Source organism: Tepidisphaeraceae bacterium (genome assembly GCA_035998445.1).
In the GTDB taxonomy this organism is placed as follows: domain Bacteria; phylum Planctomycetota; class Phycisphaerae; order Tepidisphaerales; family Tepidisphaeraceae; genus DASYHQ01.
This window is the reverse complement of the sequence record DASYHQ010000041.1, coordinates 102,366-121,608: the sequence shown is the minus strand read 5'-3', so window position 1 is coordinate 121,608 and position 19,243 is coordinate 102,366. Positions and strand designations below refer to the sequence as shown.

Genomic DNA, 19,243 nt, shown 5'->3' with positions numbered 1-19,243 from the left:
ACGCGGGAGAGGGGACCAAACGCTACATCTTATCTGACAATGCTCTGGCTCAGCGCGTCATCCGACCGCCGACGGCGTACCTTGAAACACCGCGGTCAACCGGTCCGCCAGCACACGCTTTACTCGCGTTATCGAGACTTCCTGCGGCGACAGCAGACGCTGGATGCTGGTTACAGGCCGGTTCTTCAATCCGCAGGGGATGATGAGGTCGAAGAACGCCAGATCGGTAGTCACGTTCAACGCCAACCCGTGCAGCGTGGCCCCCTGCCGTACGCGCACGCCGATGGCGGCGACTTTGGCGGCCGGCTGGTCGTCGGTGGGCTTTACCCACACCCCTACCGCGCACGCATCGCGATGGCCCGGAATGCCCAGGTTACCTAAGGCCGACACGATCGCGTCCTCCAACCGGTGGACGTAGCCCCCGACTGATAATTGATGGTCGATCAGTCGCACGATCGGGTAAGCCACCAGTTGCCCCGGCCCGTGGAACGTGACATCACCCCCGCGGTCGGTTTCAACAAGTTCCACCCCGCGCGCGGCCAGTTGTTCGGGCGTGGAGATTAGGTTCCGCACCACGTCCGGCCGACGCCCGAGCGTGACGACGGGTGGATGCTCGACCAGCAGCAACTGCTCCTCGGCCCCGCCCACGACCGCCTCGTGCACGCGCTGCTGCTCGGCCCACGCATCACGATAAGGCATCTGTCCAAGGTCGCGAACGATCATGGGACGATTGTAGTCGCGCCGGATCGGTCGCGCGAAATGGTGAGGTGGCTGGTGGAGAAAGCGAACGCCCCGGGAGGATCGGTAACGAAGAAGGGCAGGCCCGACGGCCTGCCCCTATTTCGATAGTTTCATGCTATGCGGCCTCAAGTCGCCGCACTTATCACGACGCCATGGCGACGTTCTGGCGGTTCATCGTGCTGACCGGTCGCGGGCTGCTCTGCGTCGCGACCTGCGTCACCACTTCCCCGGCCAGCCAGACGGCGGTCGGGCGGGCCGGTGGCTCAGACAGCGTGGCCACGATCGCGGCGACCTTGTTGCGCTCGTTGGTGTAGCAACCGGCGACCGCGGGCTGGCCATCGGTGCAGCCGACGGCAAAGACGGTGATGTCGCTGCGATCGCCCAGGCGGGCTCGCAGGTCGGTCGCGAGATCGCACGATTCGCAGACGATCGCGACGGGCCCCAGCGACGAGCCGCCGGCCAGCGAGCCGACCTCGCTCGGGCTCAGGCTGTCGACCGTCGCCTCGGGCGCGATGCGCTGGGCGGTCGTGCGCAGCGCCTTGCTGATCGAGGCGTCGTCCTTGTCCTCGATCGCGATGAACGCCCGGTGGCCATCCATCAACAGCGTGCGCGACAGCGTGGCGGCATTGGCGAACGAGTCGTCGAGCACCGCGTGCATCGAGAAGATCTTCGGCTGATAATCGACCGTCACCACCGTCATGTTCCGCACGACCAGATCGCGCAACAGCGACTCCGGCACCGACGGATCGAGGCTCACGACGGCCGTGAACGGCTGCAGGAAGCTGGGACGAAGGTTCCACTGCCCCTCTGTGTACACCTGCAGGTCGGGCGCGGCTGCGGTCAGCTTGCGCACGAACGACCCATCGGCCTGCGTCGGTGTGGCCAGCACGAGCCAGCGGCCCTGGCTGGTGACTGCCTGCGGGCCGGTCCCTTTCACGTAGGTGCCACGGCCAATGCTGCGGTCCAGCAGGCCCTCGGCGGCCAGGTCGGTCAGCGCCTTGGACAGCGTCTTGGCGTTCACGCCAAACCGCTTGGCCAACGTGCGCTCGCCAGGCAGCTTGCCGTGCAGTTCACCCGAAGTGACCGCGGCCCGGATGCGTTCGCGCAATCGCTGGAATTTGTAAGAAAGCTCCGACTTACCGTCAGGCGTGACTGAACCATCATCGTTCGACATCGTGCCATCTCCCACTGTGAAGACGCCCCATCGCGGCTCCACATCATCGTTATGACCTACGCGATAAAACATAATCGCGTACAGTGCAGTAACTCACACAATTTCGTCATCCGTAGTCGCAGACTTGCAGCTAAAATCCACGGTCCTGTAAAAAGCAGCAAGCGGATACAGGGAATCCCCGCACTCCCGCAGATAGTTGCGGCCGAGCAAGCCTATTATGGGACTTCTGATTTTTATTGCCAGTCCCTTTGCCCAGCGAAGTGGAAAAAGGAGTTTCCGATGATGTGCCAACGCCTGTTTGCTTTGCTGATCACGCTCACCTTGGCCACTGCCATGCCCGCCATGGCGGCGCCAAAGCAGATTCATGTGCCGTTGAAGGACGGAAAGCTGGAATTGCTGGACCTTTCGGCCGCGATGGCCCAGCTTGGGCTGCCGGCGGTGAACTGCCCCGTGGCCGCGATCGACGTGAAGTCGCTGGACGGCTCGCGCATCGTCCATGCGTTGAATGCGGCCCTTGGCGCAGGGTGCACGCTCAAGTTCACGCCTGATGCGGCAATTATTCATTACGACACCGAAAAACTGCCTGCGAATACCGAAGCCACCAAGGCCGCGGTGCGCACGTTCACCGCGACCGTGGCGCCCGAAGCGACGGCCGCGCAGAACCGCACGATGGGATTGTTGCTACCGCACAAGATCGACCCCGCCCGCCGAACGGTGCTGCTGGTGCACGGGTTGGATTCGGATCGTGAAAAGTGGCTCTGCCTAGGTGACCTGCTGCGCAGCGAGGGGTATCAGGTGGGCTGGTTCAGCTATCCCAGTGACCAACCGATCGCCGACAGTGGCCGGCTGTTCGCCAAGCACTACGAGGCGTTTCGGCAGATGTTTCCGGACATGCGGGTGGACATCGTCGCACACAGCATGGGCTCGCTCGTCACCCGCGTCTACATCGAAAGCGACGCCTACGCCGGCGGCATCGACCACCTGATCCTCATCGGCCCACCCAACGCAGGCAGCCGCTGGGCGAAATATCGGTTTCTGCTGGAACTGGACGAGCACTATTCGCTGTGGCGCAACCAGCCCGAATGGCGGCCCAGTTGGATGATCACCGACGGCCTCGGCGAGGCCGGCACCGATCTGGCGCCGAACTCCGCGTTCATCGAGACGCTGAATGCCCAGCCCCGCCGCGATGGTGTGAAGTACACGATCATCGCCGGCGACCGTCACCCGGCGTGGCGCATCGCGGGCCGTACCGTGGGCGCGCTGGAGAAGGCGATCCCCGACCGCGCCGAACATTTGTGGGGCTTCCGCCAAACCGTGCGCGGGATCGAACGCTTCAGCGACCGCCTGAAGAACCGCAACAGTCGCAGCGACGGGCCGGTCTCGCTGCGCAGCACGAAGCTTGACGGCGTCAGCGACCGCGTCGTGCTGCACGCCGACCACAACGAGCTGTTCCAACCCATCGACGGCCAACCGCCATTGTCGTGGGACGTGATTCGGGATCGGCTGCAGCGGTAGGTACGGCTTGCTCCGACCGTGGCATGGGCGTCTCGCCCATGCATGTGGACTGGAACGGGCAATGCTTTTAGTGGCAGCCCGCTTCGATCAAGCCGCAGCCAGCAAAAAGAATTCTCTGGCATAACCGCCTGCATGGGCGAGACGCCCATGCCACGGCAATTCGTCACCCACCCCCGCTTCCGACAACATCCGCCTGCGGGCTGGTCATGCGGATGGGGTCGAGCAGCTTGTTCAGCTCATCGTCGCTCATCAGTTTCCGTTCGCACGCCACCTCCCGCACCGTCTTGCCGGTTTTGAAGCTTTCCTTGGCAATCTCGGCGGCCTTGTCGTAGCCGATCTTGGGCGCTAGCGACGTACACATCGCCAGCGATTGCTCGACCAGCGACTCGCAGCGCTCGCGGTTCACCTCCAGCCCCGCGACGGCGCGGTCGGCGAACACACGGCTCGCGCTGGCGAGCAAATCGATCGACTGCAGCAGGTTGTACGCCATCACCGGCATCATCACGTTCAGCTCAAACGTGCTCCCCAATCCGCTGCCCGCGAAGGCGATCGTCGCATCGTTGCCGACGACCTGCGCGCTCACCTGCAGCACCATCTCGCTCATCACCGGGTTCACCTTGCCCGGCATAATGCTGCTGCCCGGCTGCGTCGCGGGGATGGATAACTCGCCCAGCCCGCACCGCGGCCCGCTGGCGAGCCAGCGGATGTCGTTGGCGATCTTGGACAGGCTGATCGCGATCGTCTTCAGCAGCCCGCTGGCCTCCACGATCGCATCCTTGGCCGCCTGCGATTCGAAGTGGTTGGCCGCCTCGGCAAACGAAACGCCCGTGCGCTGCGAGATGACGGCAATCGCTCTGGCGGCGAACTCCGGATGCGCATTAATGCCCGTGCCGACCGCGGTGCCGCCCAGCGGCAGTTCGCGCAGCGCTTCGACCGCCCGGCGGCAGCGCTGCGCGCTCAGCAGCGCCTGCTGCGCGTAACCGGACAGTTCCTGCCCCACGCGGATCGGCGTGGCGTCCTGCAAATGCGTGCGGCCGATCTTCACCACGTCGTCGAACGCCTTGGCCTTTGCCGCCAGCGCATCGTGCAAATGCTGCAGCGCCGGCAGCAGGTTGGCCTGCAGCGCCGTGGCCGCTGCGACGTGCATCGCGGTGGGGATGACGTCGTTGCTGCTCTGCTGCATGTTCACGTGGTCGTTGGGGTGGACCGGCGCCTTCCCGCCGCGCTGGCCGGTGTCGATCTCGTTGGCCCGGCTGGCGATCACCTCGTTGGCGTTCATGTTCGTGCTGGTGCCGCTGCCGGTCTGAAAGATGTCGACGACGAACTCGGCGTCGAGCTTGCCGTCGATCACCTCCTGGGACGCCTGCTGAATGAGCGACTTGCGCTGGTCGTTGATCAACCCTAAGCCCGCCGACGCATCGGCACATGCCCACTTCACGATGCCCAGCGCCGCGATGAACCGCCGGCTGAAGCGCAGGTCGGAGATCGGAAAATTCTCGACCGCCCGGGCGGTGCTGGCGCCGTAATGCGCGTCGGCCGGCACGGTCATCTCGCCCATCGAGTCGCGTTCGGTTCGTGTGGTTGATGGCATGGGTGCTCCGGTGAATGACGAAGGATTAACCGCGGAGACGCGGAGGACGCGGAGACGGAGGGAGAGGAGACGCGGGTTTGCACTACGCCTCAACCGACGCACGCCGTCATCCTGAGAGGGTGTTCATTGAGCCGGACGGACTCGCTCCGGCCCCTCTCCCGGTACGCCGGGGGAGGCTGGGAGGGGGCGATTTCGAACGGCTGACACTTGTCGTCGTTCGAGATCACCCCCTCCCAGCCTCCCCCATGAGTACATGGGAGAGGGGCCAGACTTAATAACACCCTCTGAGGTACTCCGAAGTCCTCCGCGTCTCGGCGGTTCAATATTCTACGGTTCCAGCGGCACCGTGGTCGGCGGGGCCGCGTCGCTGGTGCCCTCGCGGTCGACGGTGGCGGCGAGGGTGCCGGTAACGGTCACCGTACGCTCGGCCGTGCCGTTCGTCATCGCGGCAAATTTGCCGGACAGGTGGGCGACGATGACGCCGTTGGGATCGCCGCTGAACGTCACCTGCACATCTAGGGGCAACAGCTGCGTGGCGCTGCCGTTCAGGAAGAGCCCGTTGGGCGTGTCGTTCTCATTGCCGGCCGCAGTGCCGACCAGACGAACGCTGGCCGTGGGCAGATCGCTCGGTGCGTCGGCTTCCACCGTCATGTTCAGCAGGACCGTGTTGGCGGTCGGGTCATCCTGAAGGGCGAATTCGGGCGAGTAGAGCAGCAGCGTCAGCGCTTCGCCGGTATCGGTAACGCCAAGACTGCTACCGGGGAACGCGACGGGCTTGCCGTCGATGATGAGCGTCGAACTGGGGGCCACCGTCGTGGGCGAAGCGGGCTCCGTGGCCGATTGCGTTGCAGGTTGTTCTGCGATCGTCGATTCATCGCTTCGGCCGCAGCCGTGGATCGCGAACAACATGAACGCCCACATCGCCAATACGGTTGCGCGTGCCATGCAGGCATCTTATGGCAAAGCGCGTACCCGCGTCAGTTCGTACATCACGATTCCCGCGGCGACCGCGACGTTCAGTGAATCGGTGCCGAGCTTCATCGGGATCGTCACGTGCCGGTCGCACGCCGCGATCGTGGCGGCGTCCAACCCTTGCGCCTCGTTGCCGAACAGGATGGCCGTCTTCGCGTCGCGTGCGTAGGTCGCCAGTGGTTCGGCGCGCTCGTCCAAAACCGTGCCGACGACCGACACGCCCCACTCCTGGCGCAGCCGGTTTAAATCGCGCAGCAGGTCCGTCGACCGCACCAATGGCATCCTGAACACGTTCCCCATCGACACGCGCACGCACTGCCGCCAGAACGGGTCCGCCGAGCGTTCGCCGAGGATCACCGCATCCGCCCCGAACCCCGCAGCGATGCGAAAGAGGGACCCTAGATTTTCCGCGTTGGCGATTTCCGGCAGCACGACGAGCGTGAGCACCGCGCGATCGCGCGGCACCACTTCATCGATCGACCGCACCGCCGGCCGCACGCCCGCGGCGATCACGCCACTGTGGAACTTGTAGCCGATCACGTCGCGCAGCATCGCGTCGGTCGCGACGTACACCGGCACCCCCGCCGGCACGATCGGTGCCATCTCCTCAACCCGCCGATCGGATAGGAGAACGCGGTCGACGGTCAGCGGGCTGTCGATCAACCGTTTTAGAAGGTTTTCACCCTCGGCGATAAAAAGACCATGTTCACGCGCGAGGTCGCGTTCCTTCAACAGCCGAAATGGCAGGACGCGGGGGTCATCCGAGGAGTCGATGCTTTGTACGGTTGGCACGATATCCGCCCGCCGTTCATCGCACGGCTTCGATGCTGAAGTGCGGGTTCTCGATGATCGAGAACCGGTTGCCGAACGGGTCGATGACCGACGCGACCTTTATGCCGGCCCCGACGTCACGCGGCGGCTCATGGACCGTGGCGCCCAGCGAGACCAAACGGGCGAACTCGTCGGCGACGCTGACAGCGGCCCAGTAGGCTTGCACCCCACCGATGCCAGCCTCTTCGCTCGGCAACAGGCCAAGCTCGAACCCGCCCGACGAAAAGCCCACGTAGAACGGCTCGTCGAAGTAGGGCTTGGCGTTCAGCACCTGGCCGTACCAAGCCTTCGCTGCTGCCAGGTCGGCGACGGGATAGATCGCTGTGCGTAGGCCAAGGATCATAAACGAGCCTTTCGACGTGGCTACCGCAGTGCCTGCCGCCCAATGTCCCGGCGGAAGTGCATGCCTTCAAAATGGATCAGCTCCATCGCCTGATAGGCCCGCTTCTGCGCGTCGGCGATGGTGTTGCCGAGCGCCGTGACGGCCAACACGCGGCCGCCATCAGTGACGATCTTGCCGCCTTCGGATTTCGTGCCGGCCTGGAAGACCTTTACGTCGGGCAGCGCGTCGGCCTTTTCGATGCCGGTGATCGGCAGGCCGCTGGGGTACTTGCCCGGGTAGCCCTTGCTGGTGGCGACGACCGCCATCGCAGGGCGCGGGTCCCATTCCAGCGTGATCTCGTCCAAACGCCCCTCGGCGACGGCCATCATCACTTCGAAGGCGTCGGACTTCAGGCGCATCATCAACGGCTGCGTTTCCGGATCGCCGAAGCGGCAGTTGAATTCCAGCACCTTCGGGCCGGCGGCGGTCAGCATCAGGCCGGCGTAGAGGACGCCCTTGTACTCGATGCCGTCGCGCACGAGGCCGTCGACCGCGGGCACCAGCACGTCGCGCTCGATCTGCGCGAGCATTGCGGGCGTGATGACTGGCGTCGGGGAATAGGCGCCCATGCCGCCGGTCATTGGACCGGTGTCCCCATCGTCCACGGGCTTGTGGTCCTGGCTGGTCTCCAGCACGTAAATGTTGCGCTTGTCGACGAGGGCCAGGATCGACACCTCCGGCCCCTGCAGCATTTCTTCAATCACCACGCGGCTGCCGGCGTCGCCGTGCACCTTCTTGCGCATGATCTGGTCGATCGCGTCGATTGCGTCGGCGGTGCGGTAGCAGACCGTGACACCTTTGCCCTTGGCCAGTCCTGCCGCCTTGATGACGACCGGCGAGTCGCGCACGGTCACGTATTCCACCGCGGCGTCGGGGTTCGTGAAGCTGCGCGCTTCAGCGGTCGGGATCGACTGCTGGCGCATCAGCTCCTTGGCAAACCACTTGTCGGCCTCGATGCGGGCGCCGTCCTTCGTCGGGCCGAACACCTTCACGCCGTCAGCCACCAGCAGGTCGGTCAGCCCGCCGGCCAGTGGATCTTCGGGGCCGATGATGACGAGGTCGATCCCCGTGTTCTTCACAAACTTGCGGATGCCCGCAGAGTCGGTGACGGCCAGATCGACGTTGTCGGCGACCTGCGCAGTGCCCGGGTTGCCCGGGGCCGCGTACAACGCCGTCACGTGCGGTGAATCGGCGAGTTTCCACGCGATCGCATGTTCCCGGCCACCGTTACCAACGAGCAACACCTTCATTCAGCACCCTCTCGCGAAATTGCGCGGCGCAGGATACCGGCGGAAGACGCGGGGGGGAAGGATGGGAACGCGTTTGGACGAATGCCGAACTTCAAATAAGAAATCCCAAGCCCCAATGCCAAACAAAATCCCAAACGTTAAATCCCAAAGATGCGAGGATTACCAGGGATGGTAGGAATGTCCGCCCGCGTCAAATGTCATCCCGATGGGAAGCTTGCCGACCTGAGGGATCTCCCAGTGGCTGACGCGTGCCCGTCTAACGAGATCGCTCGAGTCGTTACCACTCCGCTTCGGATGATAGTACGCGGCAAGCCGCGGCGCTTCGGCTTTGGAACTTGGGACTTGGTCATTTGCTTGGCATTGGGGCTTGGGATTTCCAACTCCCCCCTACGCCGCCAGGCGCATCGCGCCCATCGCGGGCTTTTCGAACCAGTAGTAGCATTCATAAGCCCAGACGCAGGCCTGAAGGTCGACGTCGGCGCTCATGGGGAAGTCGTGGGTCGCATCCACGATCGAGGCTTCGTCGACCGCGGGCACATGGCCCCACGGGTCGACGCGGGCATAGCCCCCCTTCCACTTGCGGTACCAGCGACGGGCGGAGACGAGGCGCTTCATCTGCCGCAGGAAGTACCAGCGCTGTCGGTCGACGTTCACGAATCCGCCGCACGCGCGCAAGCGCAGGCCCGCCTGGCGGCCCCAGAAGGCCAGCTTGTACGGCCAGATCGCGCCGTCAAGCGGTTGAACCGTCTGGTAAAGGCCCAACGACTGCAGCCACTTCCACATGTAGGTGTCGGTCGTGATCGAGATCACGCCCCCCGGGCGGGTGACGCGCGCCAGTTCCTTCAGCCACTGCCTCGGGTCGGTCACGTGCTCGATCGCGGCAGCGGTCAGGACGGCGTCGAACGTGTTCGCTGCGAACGGCACCTCGCTGCTGCAGACGAGCTTCGCGTTGCGCGGGCCGGCCTGGGCAATGTAGTTCAACCGGGCCTGGCTGATCTCAAGGCCGGTCAGGTTCCCGTATCCCATGCGGTCCAGCGTGCGCAGGATGCGCCCCGCGCCGCAGCCGGCCTCCAGAATCTCGGCGGCCTTGGGCAGGTGCAGGATCGGGCGGATCGTGGCGGCGTAACGCGCGCGCTCCAGCAACAACGGAATTGCGGTCAGTTCTTGGGCAACCTCGTCCCACGCGGAGACGAGTTGTTCGCTGTCAGCGGCGGCGGCGGCAGGCGTTTCGGTGATCGTCGTCATAAGGCTCCTGATGCGCGGAGCCCTCAAACGAAGGCGGACCCGCACGCTACGGTCATCGACCGTAATCGCGCGGGTCCGATAATTTTTCAATGCCTGCGGGACGGCAACGACCACGACAGCTACTTCGTATCCTGCTCGTCGTACGTGTTCTCATCCGCCCCCGCACGCCCGGTGTAAGCGTCGGGCGGTGAATTGGTGGAGCCGCGGACCTTCATCGGGTCTCCGCCAATCTGTCCGCGGGGCAGCGCGTTGTCGCCCTTGGCGTGCTCGCCACCGGCGAATTCGTCGCTGGTGCCGTCGGTGGAGGCGGGGCCCTTTGTGACGTGGTCGGTGGGTGACTGGGCCAGACCCGCCCCACCGGCGACGCCGACGAAGTCGGTATCGATATCGCCACCACTGCTCGAGCCGTCACCACCAGCGCCCGATGAGCCCACGCCCACGGTTCGCCGGCCGGGGTCCATGCCGGCACCCGGAGCACTGCCCGCGGGGCGATCGATCGGGTCATCTTCATTTTCGCGTACCACGTCGCGGTGCACCGCGTTGCCGAAATCCAGCTTGCCACCGACCTTCTTGGCCGCGTCAGGGTCGCTGCCGACCTTGCCTTGGTCGCGGCCGGGGGTATTGGGGGGGTGTTTTGTGCCATGTACATTGCTCCTCAGGTTAAACGAGCTAATCCGTTGCAAGTAGCGTTCCATTGGGCCATACCTGGCAGGTTCACACCGCGGTTCCGGAACTGGTTTCGCTCTACACCTTCTTCGCCGCCGGAACGCGGTTCCGCGTTTTTTGCTTATCGGGTACCGGAAAAAGCGCGGAGCTGCGTTCCGGCGGCGAAAAGGAGGTTCATTGCAATCCGTCCACTGGACCGACAAAATAAGTACTTGCTGATCGCGCGGGCTTTGCAGGAATCTCAACCAACGTGACTGAACCCAGCCCAACTGCGTCCCACCCGTCGCCGGAGTCCCGTGCGCGGTCGTTCATGATCGCGTCGATCGTGACGTTCGTGGTCGTGGTCGCGTTCCTGATGGTGACGCTGATCTACGTGCAATGGCTGTACTGGACCGAGCCATCGAGCATGATCGTGGTTGAAGCCGATGCAGCGGCCGCGGGGGTGCTCGTGCAGGTGGCGCGCGTGCGCCCGGACGGCACCGAGGTGGGTATGGTGAAAGAGGAGATCGACGCCGACAACGGCTACACCGCCCGCTTCTTCCTGGAGCCCGGCGTGTATCAGGTCAAAGCGTCGCGGTCCGAGGAACACGCGCTGGACAAACTCGTGAACCTACAGAACGACCGCATGTTTCGCATGACGCTCAAGGGCCGGTTCGCCCCGCCGGAGAGTTCGGGCCCCACCGAATAAGTTTTCTCACCTTTTTCAGTTTCAGCCGATGAACCCACGCCCCGTCATCCTCGTCACCGAAGGTTCCGACCGCACACCGTTGGATTGGCTTCGCGAGCACGCGGAGGTGGTTGAGGTCGCTTACAACGACCCGGCGTTCGACGCCCAACTGGCCCGCGCCGACGGAATGGTCGTCCGCACGTACACGAAGGTGAACGAGGCGATGCTGGCCAAGGCGCCGCGGTTGCGCGTGGTGGGACGAGGTGGCGTGGGCATCGAGAACATCGACGTCGCCGCCTGCCGCCGCCACGGCGTCGAGGTCGTTTATACGCCCGATGCGAACACGCTTGCGGTGGGTGATTTCGTCTTTGGGTACCTGTTGCAGTTGCTGCGGCCATGGGCGTTTTTCAAGGATGCCGTCTACTCGCCCAAGGAATTCAAGCGGGTCCGCGACACGGTGCGGGGGCGCCAGTTGAACGAGCTGACGATGGGTATTCTGGGGATGGGCCGGGTTGGCCGCCGGCTGGGGCAGATCGCCGCCAACGGGTTCGGCATGCGGGTGATCTACAACGATCTGCTGGACATCAGCGGCTTAAACTTCCCCGCGATCGCCGTCGACAAGGAGACGCTCTACCGCCAAGCCGACATCCTCTCCATCCATGTGACGATGCTGCCGGGCAACCACAACCTCGTCGGGCAAGCTCAGCTGGCGATGATGAAGGCGGATGCCATCGTCATCAACACCAGTCGAGGCGAGGTCCTAGACGCCGCTGCTCTGGCCGATGCCATTCGCGGCAATCGGCTCGCGGGCGCTGCGATCGATGTCTTCCATCCTGAGCCACCCGAGGCCGGCTTCCCCCTACTGGGCCTCGATAACGTCCTCCTGACGCCCCACTTAGCCGCCCGCACCTACACAGCGATCGAGAACATGAGCTGGGTCGTCCGCGACGTATTGGCGGTCATAAGCGGGGAAAAGCCACGCTTTCCCGCCCCCTAAATGTGGGGGATTGAAAGCTATTGTATAGGGCGTGCATTTCTCTATATTAAATCTTGTTGAGGGGAATACCCCTAGATTCCTGACGGCGACCTTACGAACCACGGGTGGGGACGAGATGAGCACGCCAGAGAACGGATCGATCTTTCCATTGCGCGACCTGCCTCGATACGAAGAACTACGCCTGCGGGCCGCGCGGTACCCGCAGATTGAACCCTCCGCCGTCGAAGCGGCGCTGATGCTGTTCCGCGTCAGCACGGACGGCCTGTTGGCGTTTGACACGTACCTGGCGCAAATCAAGATGACCGCCGGCCGCATGTCCGTTCTGACCATCTTAAACCGCGACCCCAAGACACCATTGAGCCCGTCGGTGCTGGCCGACCGCGCCGGGGTCACCCGCGCCACAATGACCGGCCTGCTGGACCGGCTGGAGCGCGATCGACTGATCAAGCGCTCGCTCGACCGCCACGACCGCCGCAAGGCGACCGTCTCGTTGACGACCAAGGGGCAGACCTTCCTCGATGGTGCGATGCCCGGTTACTACGAGCGCATCGCTTCGATGATGTCCGGCCTGAGCCAACAGGAACAACAACTGCTCACGGGCCTGCTGTACCGCATCAGCGACCGCATCGCGACGGTCACCGAATCCCGCACGGGGGGTTCGAACGGCAAAGCCGCGCCAGTTTCGTCTGGCCGCAAGGCGATCTAACGGCATTCGCAATGTTCGGCGCGGGCGCGCTGGTCCGATTCCTGACGTCGCTGCATCCAATATGTACACGCCGCTCAGCTTGATGGTAGACTAAAGCACCCTCTGCCCAAGCCCCGGGAACCGGCCGGCCGAGTGAAGTTCCACGCTCCGCTCACCTTTGATTCGTCGGGCACACCTCATGAAGCGAGTCAGCGTCCTCATGCCAATGCGCGATGCGCAGCGATACGTCCGCGCGGCGCTTGCGTCGGTCCTGTCACAGAAGAACGTCGATCTGGAAGTGGTCGTGATCGACGACGGTTCGACCGATGGGTCGGCCGACATCGTGCGCCAGCTTGGCGACCCGCGCGTGCGCATGATCGCCGGTCCGTGCGGCGGCGTGTCGGTCGCGCTGAACCGGGGCTTGGAGATCGCGACCGGTGAGTTCATCGCCCGCTGCGATGCCGACGATTTGTACACCGACGACCGCCTCTCCTGGCAATCGACCTTCCTGAGCGACCACCCCGAGTACGCCGCCATCTGCGGGTGTTACTCGACGATCACCGGCAAAGGGCAGCGCGTCGTCGACCTCGAGTGCGGCGGCGCGGCTGAAGAGATCACCGGTGAGCTGCGCGCCGGGCGCAACCGCACGCACCTGGGCACGTACCTCGTGCGCGCCAGCATCTACCGGGAAATCGGCGGGTTCCGCCCGTACTTCGTAACGGCCGAGGACATCGATTTGCAACTGCGGCTCGGCGAACACGCGCGCGTGTGGTACGACCCGCGCCAGTGCTACGTCTACCGCCTGCACAGCGCCTCGATCACCAGCCAGCAATCCGACGCCGCCCGCGTCTTCTACGAGCGCACCGCGCGGCACTTTCAGCAACAGCGCCTTGCGGGTGGCGATGACGTGCAGCGCAACTGCCCACCCCTGCCGCCCGAGGATCTGGTATCACCCCCGAGCAAGGCGGCGTCGGAGATCCAGCGCATGCTGATCGCCGCCAGCTGGCGCGAGCACCGCGCCGGCGAAAAAAGCCGCTCGATCAGCACCGGCGTGCGGGCCGTCCGCGCCCGCCTAGTGAACCTGGGCGCCTGGCGCAGCCTGGCTGCGCTCGTGCTGCGCAGGCCGAGCGATGAGTGGTGATACCGGGTGAGTCGCCCGTTCCGGTCCCCTCTCCCGGTACTCCGGGGGAGGGTTAGGGAGGGGGCGGAGCATCTTGGCGTCGCGATTGGAATTTAGAGCGGCGGACCTATTCCTGTAGCGGCTTGTCCTCTGGGTGCCACGGTTTGGTGCTCCAAGCGGTGTCGGCTGCGTCTCCCCGACGGCACGGCTTGGAGTACCAAACCGTGGCACCCAGACGCTACGGTAAGGTGCCCCCTGCTCGCAGCCGCCACCCCAGCCCTCCCCCGCGAGTACGCGGGAGAGGGGGCCAGAAAAGCGCCAACGCTCTATTGATGACGCCCCACTGCCATCATTGGGCATCAACGCGATCATCAGTACACTGCCACGTCACCGCGTCGCGTGACGCGCGAACGGATCACGATTCCTCATTTCGGTTCCCCATGGCCCTCATCAACTTCCGCTGGTTCAGCCGGGTGCTTCAGAAGCAGGTCGAGACGCAGGTATTGCTGCCGGAGCATCGGCCGGAGCGGTGCGCGACGTTCTACCTGCTCCACGGCCTGTCCGACGACAGCACGATGTGGCTGCGCCGGACGCGCATCGAGATGGACATCGATGGCCTGCCGCTCATCGTCGTCATGCCCGACGGCGGGCGCGGGTTCTACACCGACCATGAACAGGGTCCAAAGTACGGCCAGCACATCGGCCAGGAACTTGTCGACGTAATCGACCGCGTCTTCCCTACCATCGCGTCGCGCGACAAGCGCTGCATCGGTGGCCTGTCGATGGGTGGCTACGGCGCGCTGCGGACGGCGCTGGCCTACCCGGACCGATTCGTCAGCGCCAACAGTCATTCCGGCGCGGTGCTGGCCGGCACGAAAGGGTTCGACGAAGGCAATGCCGAGTTCCACCGCATCTTCGGCGCGACGCCGTCCGGAGCGAACCACGATTTGCTGCACCTGGCCCGCCGCGCCAGCGCCGCGGGCAATTTGCCTCAGTTATTGATTGATTGCGGCGTCGATGATTTCCTGTACGCCGACAACGTGAAGTTCATCGCTGGCCTGAAGGAGGCTGGCGTTCAACACACGTATCGCGAGTTCCCCGGCGCCCACAACTGGGATTACTGGAACGAACACGTCCGCGAAGCGGTGGCGTTCCATTGCAGCGCGATGGGCATTCGCCGCGACGCGTGAGGCTCGCGGGCCGCACATCGCATGGGCGTCTCGACGATGATCGCGGTGAGGTCAGAATAGGATTTAGCGGGTTGCCGCTTCGGTCAGCGCTGTCTGCCACGAATTGGGATGCCCGTTCGTTCCACAGGCATGGGCGAGACGCCCATGCCACGGTCGGAGCAGACGTCCGATCGGGGCGCATAAAAAGCGACGACGCCGGCCACCGACTGCCAACGTCGTCGCGTTCAAGTTTGTTTTGTGACTGGCCGGCCAGCGGCTTACGCCGCCAGGGGCTGCGTGCTCAGGTAAAGCTTGAGCATGCCGCGGTCCATCTCTTCCATGTCGATCAGGCGGCCGGCGACGTCGACCTGCTTGCCGTCCACCGGCAGCACGCGGCTGACGGCCATCCAACCGACCCATTCCTTCTTCGGCTTAGCCTGGGCGCCCGTCGTGTCCACGAACGGGCAGATGCCGGCGTAGTCGGGCAGCGTGAGGCGGACGCGGATCTGGCTGTCGGGCTTCACGTTGGCCGCCGTCGTGCGGATGCGGGCCCCACCGGCCGACAGGTCCACCAGTTGGCCGAAGGTCTTGCCGCCCCGCTTCGACCCGTCGTAACGATCGACCGCGATGCCCTGTTGTTCCAAATCATGCCGCCGAAACTCGCGGCGCTCATCTTCCTTGTGAGCGGCAACGGCGGCTTGATACTTCGCGGTCATCTCGTGCAGGGTCGTCATCGTGGGTACTCCTGTTAAACTGGTGAACTGTACACCCAGAGTATCGACCGACTTGCCAATTCACTTTGGTAATTTGGGTAGTTTTGATAATTGGGGATGCAAATTGGGTTATGGGACCGCGGGAGGACATTGATCGCTCATCCGAGCGATTTCATGCGCGCCAGCGGCTCAGTAATTCGTCGATCCGCCAAACGCGAACTTCCTGTCGCGTTTCAGCCATCCCCCCTACTTTCGACCCGAAGCGTCCGCCGATTAACCTCGCTTTTCGATAATCTGGTGGCGCGCCCTGACCTTGCTCGACATGCATGGGACGCGCTTCTACGCTTAACTCGCGTGTCGATGCTTTTCCTACTGCTCGTGGTGGTGCTCTGGATGGCCAGCGGCACCGGCGCCACTGCGCCGCACCAGCCGGCCGACCTGCGGACGGGGTTGGCAGGGTTCTTTGGGTTCTACGTCATTCTGATCCTCATGATGGGCCTTTGGAGCCGGGCTTTGGCGCGCAGCGTCGGTTTGTTCGACGCGCACCTGAACCTGCGGCGGTTCCACAAGATGATGCTCTTCGCCCGCATGATGGTCCCCCTGGCCTTCGGCGTGGGCGTCTTCTGGCTGGGCTGGGGATGGCTGGTCCACGAACGCCTCGGCGTGGTGCCCGCAGCATGGCCGGTGAAGCTGCCGAACGTGCTGATCGGCATTGCGCCGGCGATTTTGGCGTGGGTCGGGCTCTGGTGGTCGCAGTACCCAGCCGACCGGGCGATTCGCGAGCAGAACATGCTGCTTCAACTGGAAGCCGGCCTGCCCGTCCACGCGCCACCCCGCTTCCTGCGCTACCTGACCGCGAACGTGCGGCTGCAGGTGCTGTTTGTGATTTTGCCGATCCTGCTGGTCATCGCGCTGCGCGACGTGGTCGTGGTGATCGCCCGCATGGTTGATCCCGGTCTGCCCATCACCGAAGGCGTCGACTCGGCCGCGTCGGTGATCGCATTGGTGACGGTCTTCGCGTTTGCGCCCATCCTGCTGTGCCGCGTGCTCGATACGAAGCCCTTGCCTAATGGTCCGTTGCGCGACCGGCTGCAGCGACTGTGCGACCGCACAGGAATGCAGGCTCGCGGCATCCTGCTCTGGCAGACGAACGGCCTGATGGGCAACGCCGCCGTCATGGGCTTGTTCCCGCGCGTGCGGTACATCCTGATGACCGACGTGCTGCTGGAGACGATGAGCGATGCGCAGATCGAAGCCGTCTTCGCGCACGAGATCGGACACGTGCGGCACCGCCACATGCTGTGGTACGTGGGGCTGGTCGCGATCTTCACCCTGCTTAGTCTGGGGCCCGGCGAATGGGCCAACGCTTGGCTGGTCGGCCGGCTGGGGAACTCGGAATGGCTGCAGTTGGCGCAGGTGCTCGCGGGGCTGGCGCTGTTCTGGATCAGCTTCGGGTTCGTTAGCCGGCGGTTCGAGCGGCAGGCCGACGTCTTTGCCGCCCGCACGATCGCCGGCGCCGAACCGGCCACGGCGGTGCTGCCGCCGAACACCGTCAGCCCGTACGGCGCGACCTTGTTCGCATCGGCGTTGCGCCGCGTCGCCGTCGTGAACAACATCCCCCTGGCCCGGCCGGAATGGATCCACGGCAGCATCGCCAGCCGCATGCAGTTCGTGCAATCGCTGGCCGAGTCGCCGGACCGCACGCACCGGTTCGACCGACAGATCGGGCTGCTGCATGTCGGGCTGGTGCTCCTGCTGATAACTGCCGCGACGCTGGCGTGGACGACGACGCTCAGCAATTGAGGAAGTCCTGCACCTCGCCGGCTTCATCACGGGACGGCCAGCGCGACCCTTGCATCAACGAGCCCTTCTTGCGCCACCGCATGTCCCGGTTGCTCTATTAGCGCACGTTCGAACGCGAGAATCGCAGCTTCCGGTTGCTTCAGCGCGAGCTGGTTAAGGCCGATCTGCGCGTAGGTGCCGGCCAGCGGCATGTTGCGCATGTATGGCACCGTGCGCGCCAGTTCCAGGATCGTCTGCAATTGCTCGATCGCCTCGCTGTGCCGCCGCTGCGAGGTCAGCAGGATGGCCAGTTCGGCACGCGACGCCACGATCTGCGGATGAGCCGCGATCGAACGATTCAGGTGATCCTCGGCGGTCTGCAGGTCGCCCCGCTGACGAGCGATGACCGCCAGATTCTTATAGCCGGTCCAACTGTTTGGGTTCACCTGCACGGTGCGCCTCCACACGGCCTCTTCGTTCTTCCAGGTTCCCGCCTGCACGAAGCTCAGCAGCCCCAGCACTACTGCGCCGACCGAGCAAACCCCCACCACTAAACGGTTGGAGTGACGCGAAACGATTGCGGCCAGCACTAGGGCCACCCCGAGCATCGGCAGGTAAACGTAGTGGTCGGCAACGGTCGAATAGCCTTGGAACTCGAACGGCACTAGACCGCTTGTGGGTAGGATCGGCACCAGCGCGATGATCGCGCCAGCGATCAACCACGGCCGCCGGCGACCGAGCAGCACCACCGCCAGCGCGACGGTCAGCGTTATGCTTACGCCGACCCAGAACCAGCCTGATTCCATCGCGCGCATTGGCGTGCGACCGTAGTCGATCGCCAGACCCCAGGGCGCAACGAGCTTCCACAGGTAGAACGCGATCGCGTCCATCGCCACGAACGGTCGGGCCCATAGCGGCGCCGTCGGGACCATCGACGCCGGCTGCACCAGCCGGGCCACGACCGCGCAGATCGTCGACAGCAGGAACCACGGCCACAGCGATGCCCACACCTGCCGAAGCGACCGGCGCAACAGCAGCAGGTCGATCGCGCCGGCCAAGATCGGCACGACCATCGCAGTGGGCTTCGACAGCATGCCCAACACAAGGCCCGTGGTCGCCAGCCAATACGAACGGCGACTGGCGGCGCCGTCGGCGTTCGCGTGGTCGACGTAACCCAGAAGCGCCAGCAACGAGAAGAACGTGTACAGCACGTCCTTCATTCCAGACGTCCACGCGACCGACTCCACCTGCAGCGGGTGCAAGCCGAACAGCAACGCCCCCACCGCCGCGCCGATGGCGCGACCACCGATGATGCGTCGCAGCAGATGAAAGACCAGACCCGTGTTCGCCACGTGCACCAGCAGGCTAGCGGCATGAAAGACGAACGGGTTGAGGTAGATCCCCTGCTCGTCCGGCGTCGACAGGTACGCCACCGACGCCAGCGTGCTCCACAGCGTGAACGTGAGCGGGATGTAGATGTTCAGGTGCGGGTGCGCCCAGTGCCACACCAGGCCCGTCAGCGTTGGCGGGTTCAGGCGTTCGTTGCCGTAGATCGTGGCAGGGTCGTCGAAGCCGGCGAACTCGTTGAACACGATCCGGCCGAACGCGATCACGACCAACGCGAGCACCGCCGGCAACAACCATCCCGGCCGCGCGGCCGTCGTGCTTTCGTCGATCGCGCTTACCGGGGTCGACGGCGACTCGCTCGGTGGGTTGCTCACACGTGCCGGCTTACGCATATCG

At 64.6% G+C, this 19,243-nt stretch carries 18 protein-coding genes; 7 read left to right on the top strand and 11 right to left on the bottom strand.

Annotation, left to right across the window (positions count from 1 at the left end; genetic code table 11):
• Positions 1-57 precede the first annotated feature (57 nt).
• Both lipB and VGN72_16180 read right to left on the bottom strand, forming a co-directional pair.
• A complete protein-coding gene (gene lipB / locus VGN72_16185) occupies positions 58-723 on the bottom strand; it encodes a lipoyl(octanoyl) transferase LipB (GenBank protein HEV7300907.1) in 666 nt (221 codons plus the stop codon).
• 160 nt (positions 724-883) lie between these two features.
• A complete protein-coding gene (locus VGN72_16180) occupies positions 884-1,915 on the bottom strand; it encodes a winged helix-turn-helix domain-containing protein (protein ID HEV7300906.1) in 1,032 nt (343 codons plus the stop codon).
• A 279-nt stretch (positions 1,916-2,194) separates the two neighbouring features.
• On the opposite strand from VGN72_16180, the gene VGN72_16175 reads away from it, so the two are divergent.
• Positions 2,195-3,430: an alpha/beta fold hydrolase gene (locus tag VGN72_16175; GenBank protein ID HEV7300905.1), complete on the top strand. Its 1,236-nt coding sequence runs from the start codon at positions 2,195-2,197 to the stop codon at positions 3,428-3,430.
• Positions 3,431-3,593: 163 nt separating this feature from the next.
• On the opposite strand, the gene VGN72_16170 is transcribed toward VGN72_16175, so the two are convergent.
• The 7 genes from VGN72_16170 to VGN72_16140 form a co-directional block, all read right to left on the bottom strand.
• Positions 3,594-5,021: a class II fumarate hydratase gene (locus VGN72_16170; GenBank protein HEV7300904.1), complete on the bottom strand. Its 1,428-nt coding sequence runs from the start codon at positions 5,019-5,021 to the stop codon at positions 3,594-3,596.
• A 327-nt stretch (positions 5,022-5,348) separates the two neighbouring features.
• The gene (locus VGN72_16165) at positions 5,349-5,966 is read right to left on the bottom strand and encodes a hypothetical protein (GenBank protein HEV7300903.1); all 618 of its coding nucleotides are present in this window, start codon (positions 5,964-5,966) and stop codon (positions 5,349-5,351) included.
• 9 nt (positions 5,967-5,975) lie between these two features.
• Entirely contained in the window at positions 5,976-6,785 is an 810-nt protein-coding gene (locus VGN72_16160) for an RNA methyltransferase (protein ID HEV7300902.1), read from the bottom strand.
• 16 nt (positions 6,786-6,801) lie between these two features.
• Positions 6,802-7,167 carry a VOC family protein gene (locus VGN72_16155; protein ID HEV7300901.1) on the bottom strand — a complete coding sequence of 122 codons (366 nt, stop codon included), beginning with the start codon at positions 7,165-7,167 and terminating at the stop codon, positions 6,802-6,804.
• A gap of 20 nt (positions 7,168-7,187) precedes the next feature.
• The gene (purD, locus tag VGN72_16150) at positions 7,188-8,456 is read right to left on the bottom strand and encodes a phosphoribosylamine--glycine ligase (GenBank protein ID HEV7300900.1); all 1,269 of its coding nucleotides are present in this window, start codon (positions 8,454-8,456) and stop codon (positions 7,188-7,190) included.
• A gap of 387 nt (positions 8,457-8,843) precedes the next feature.
• Positions 8,844-9,701, bottom strand: a complete 858-nt coding sequence (locus VGN72_16145; protein ID HEV7300899.1) for a class I SAM-dependent methyltransferase — start codon at positions 9,699-9,701, stop codon at positions 8,844-8,846.
• Positions 9,702-9,820: 119 nt separating this feature from the next.
• Positions 9,821-10,384, bottom strand: a complete 564-nt coding sequence (locus tag VGN72_16140; GenBank protein ID HEV7300898.1) for a hypothetical protein — start codon at positions 10,382-10,384, stop codon at positions 9,821-9,823.
• Between the two features lie 233 nt (positions 10,385-10,617).
• On the opposite strand from VGN72_16140, the gene VGN72_16135 reads away from it, so the two are divergent.
• The 5 genes from VGN72_16135 to VGN72_16115 all read left to right on the top strand — a co-directional run bounded on the left by VGN72_16135 (position 10,618) and on the right by VGN72_16115 (position 15,026).
• Complete coding sequence (locus VGN72_16135) at positions 10,618-11,055, top strand: hypothetical protein (GenBank protein HEV7300897.1); 438 nt, start codon at positions 10,618-10,620, stop codon at positions 11,053-11,055.
• A 28-nt stretch (positions 11,056-11,083) separates the two neighbouring features.
• Positions 11,084-12,031: an NAD(P)-dependent oxidoreductase gene (locus VGN72_16130; protein ID HEV7300896.1), complete on the top strand. Its 948-nt coding sequence runs from the start codon at positions 11,084-11,086 to the stop codon at positions 12,029-12,031.
• Positions 12,032-12,146: 115 nt separating this feature from the next.
• Positions 12,147-12,737: a MarR family transcriptional regulator gene (locus VGN72_16125; GenBank protein HEV7300895.1), complete on the top strand. Its 591-nt coding sequence runs from the start codon at positions 12,147-12,149 to the stop codon at positions 12,735-12,737.
• 178 nt (positions 12,738-12,915) lie between these two features.
• Positions 12,916-13,857: a glycosyltransferase family A protein gene (locus VGN72_16120; protein HEV7300894.1), complete on the top strand. Its 942-nt coding sequence runs from the start codon at positions 12,916-12,918 to the stop codon at positions 13,855-13,857.
• Positions 13,858-14,276: 419 nt separating this feature from the next.
• Positions 14,277-15,026 carry an alpha/beta hydrolase family protein gene (locus VGN72_16115; GenBank protein HEV7300893.1) on the top strand — a complete coding sequence of 250 codons (750 nt, stop codon included), beginning with the start codon at positions 14,277-14,279 and terminating at the stop codon, positions 15,024-15,026.
• Between the two features lie 257 nt (positions 15,027-15,283).
• On the opposite strand, the gene VGN72_16110 is transcribed toward VGN72_16115, so the two are convergent.
• Entirely contained in the window at positions 15,284-15,739 is a 456-nt protein-coding gene (locus tag VGN72_16110) for a PilZ domain-containing protein (GenBank protein HEV7300892.1), read from the bottom strand.
• A gap of 339 nt (positions 15,740-16,078) precedes the next feature.
• Between VGN72_16110 and VGN72_16105 the strand changes: the two genes are divergently transcribed.
• Complete coding sequence (locus VGN72_16105) at positions 16,079-17,521, top strand: M48 family metallopeptidase (protein HEV7300891.1); 1,443 nt, start codon at positions 16,079-16,081, stop codon at positions 17,519-17,521.
• A gap of 26 nt (positions 17,522-17,547) precedes the next feature.
• Here VGN72_16105 and VGN72_16100 read toward each other — a convergent pair whose 3' ends face one another.
• Positions 17,548-19,239, bottom strand: coding sequence for a tetratricopeptide repeat protein (locus tag VGN72_16100; GenBank protein ID HEV7300890.1), 1,692 nt, complete (start codon positions 19,237-19,239; stop codon positions 17,548-17,550).
• Positions 19,240-19,243: the final 4 nt, after the last annotated feature.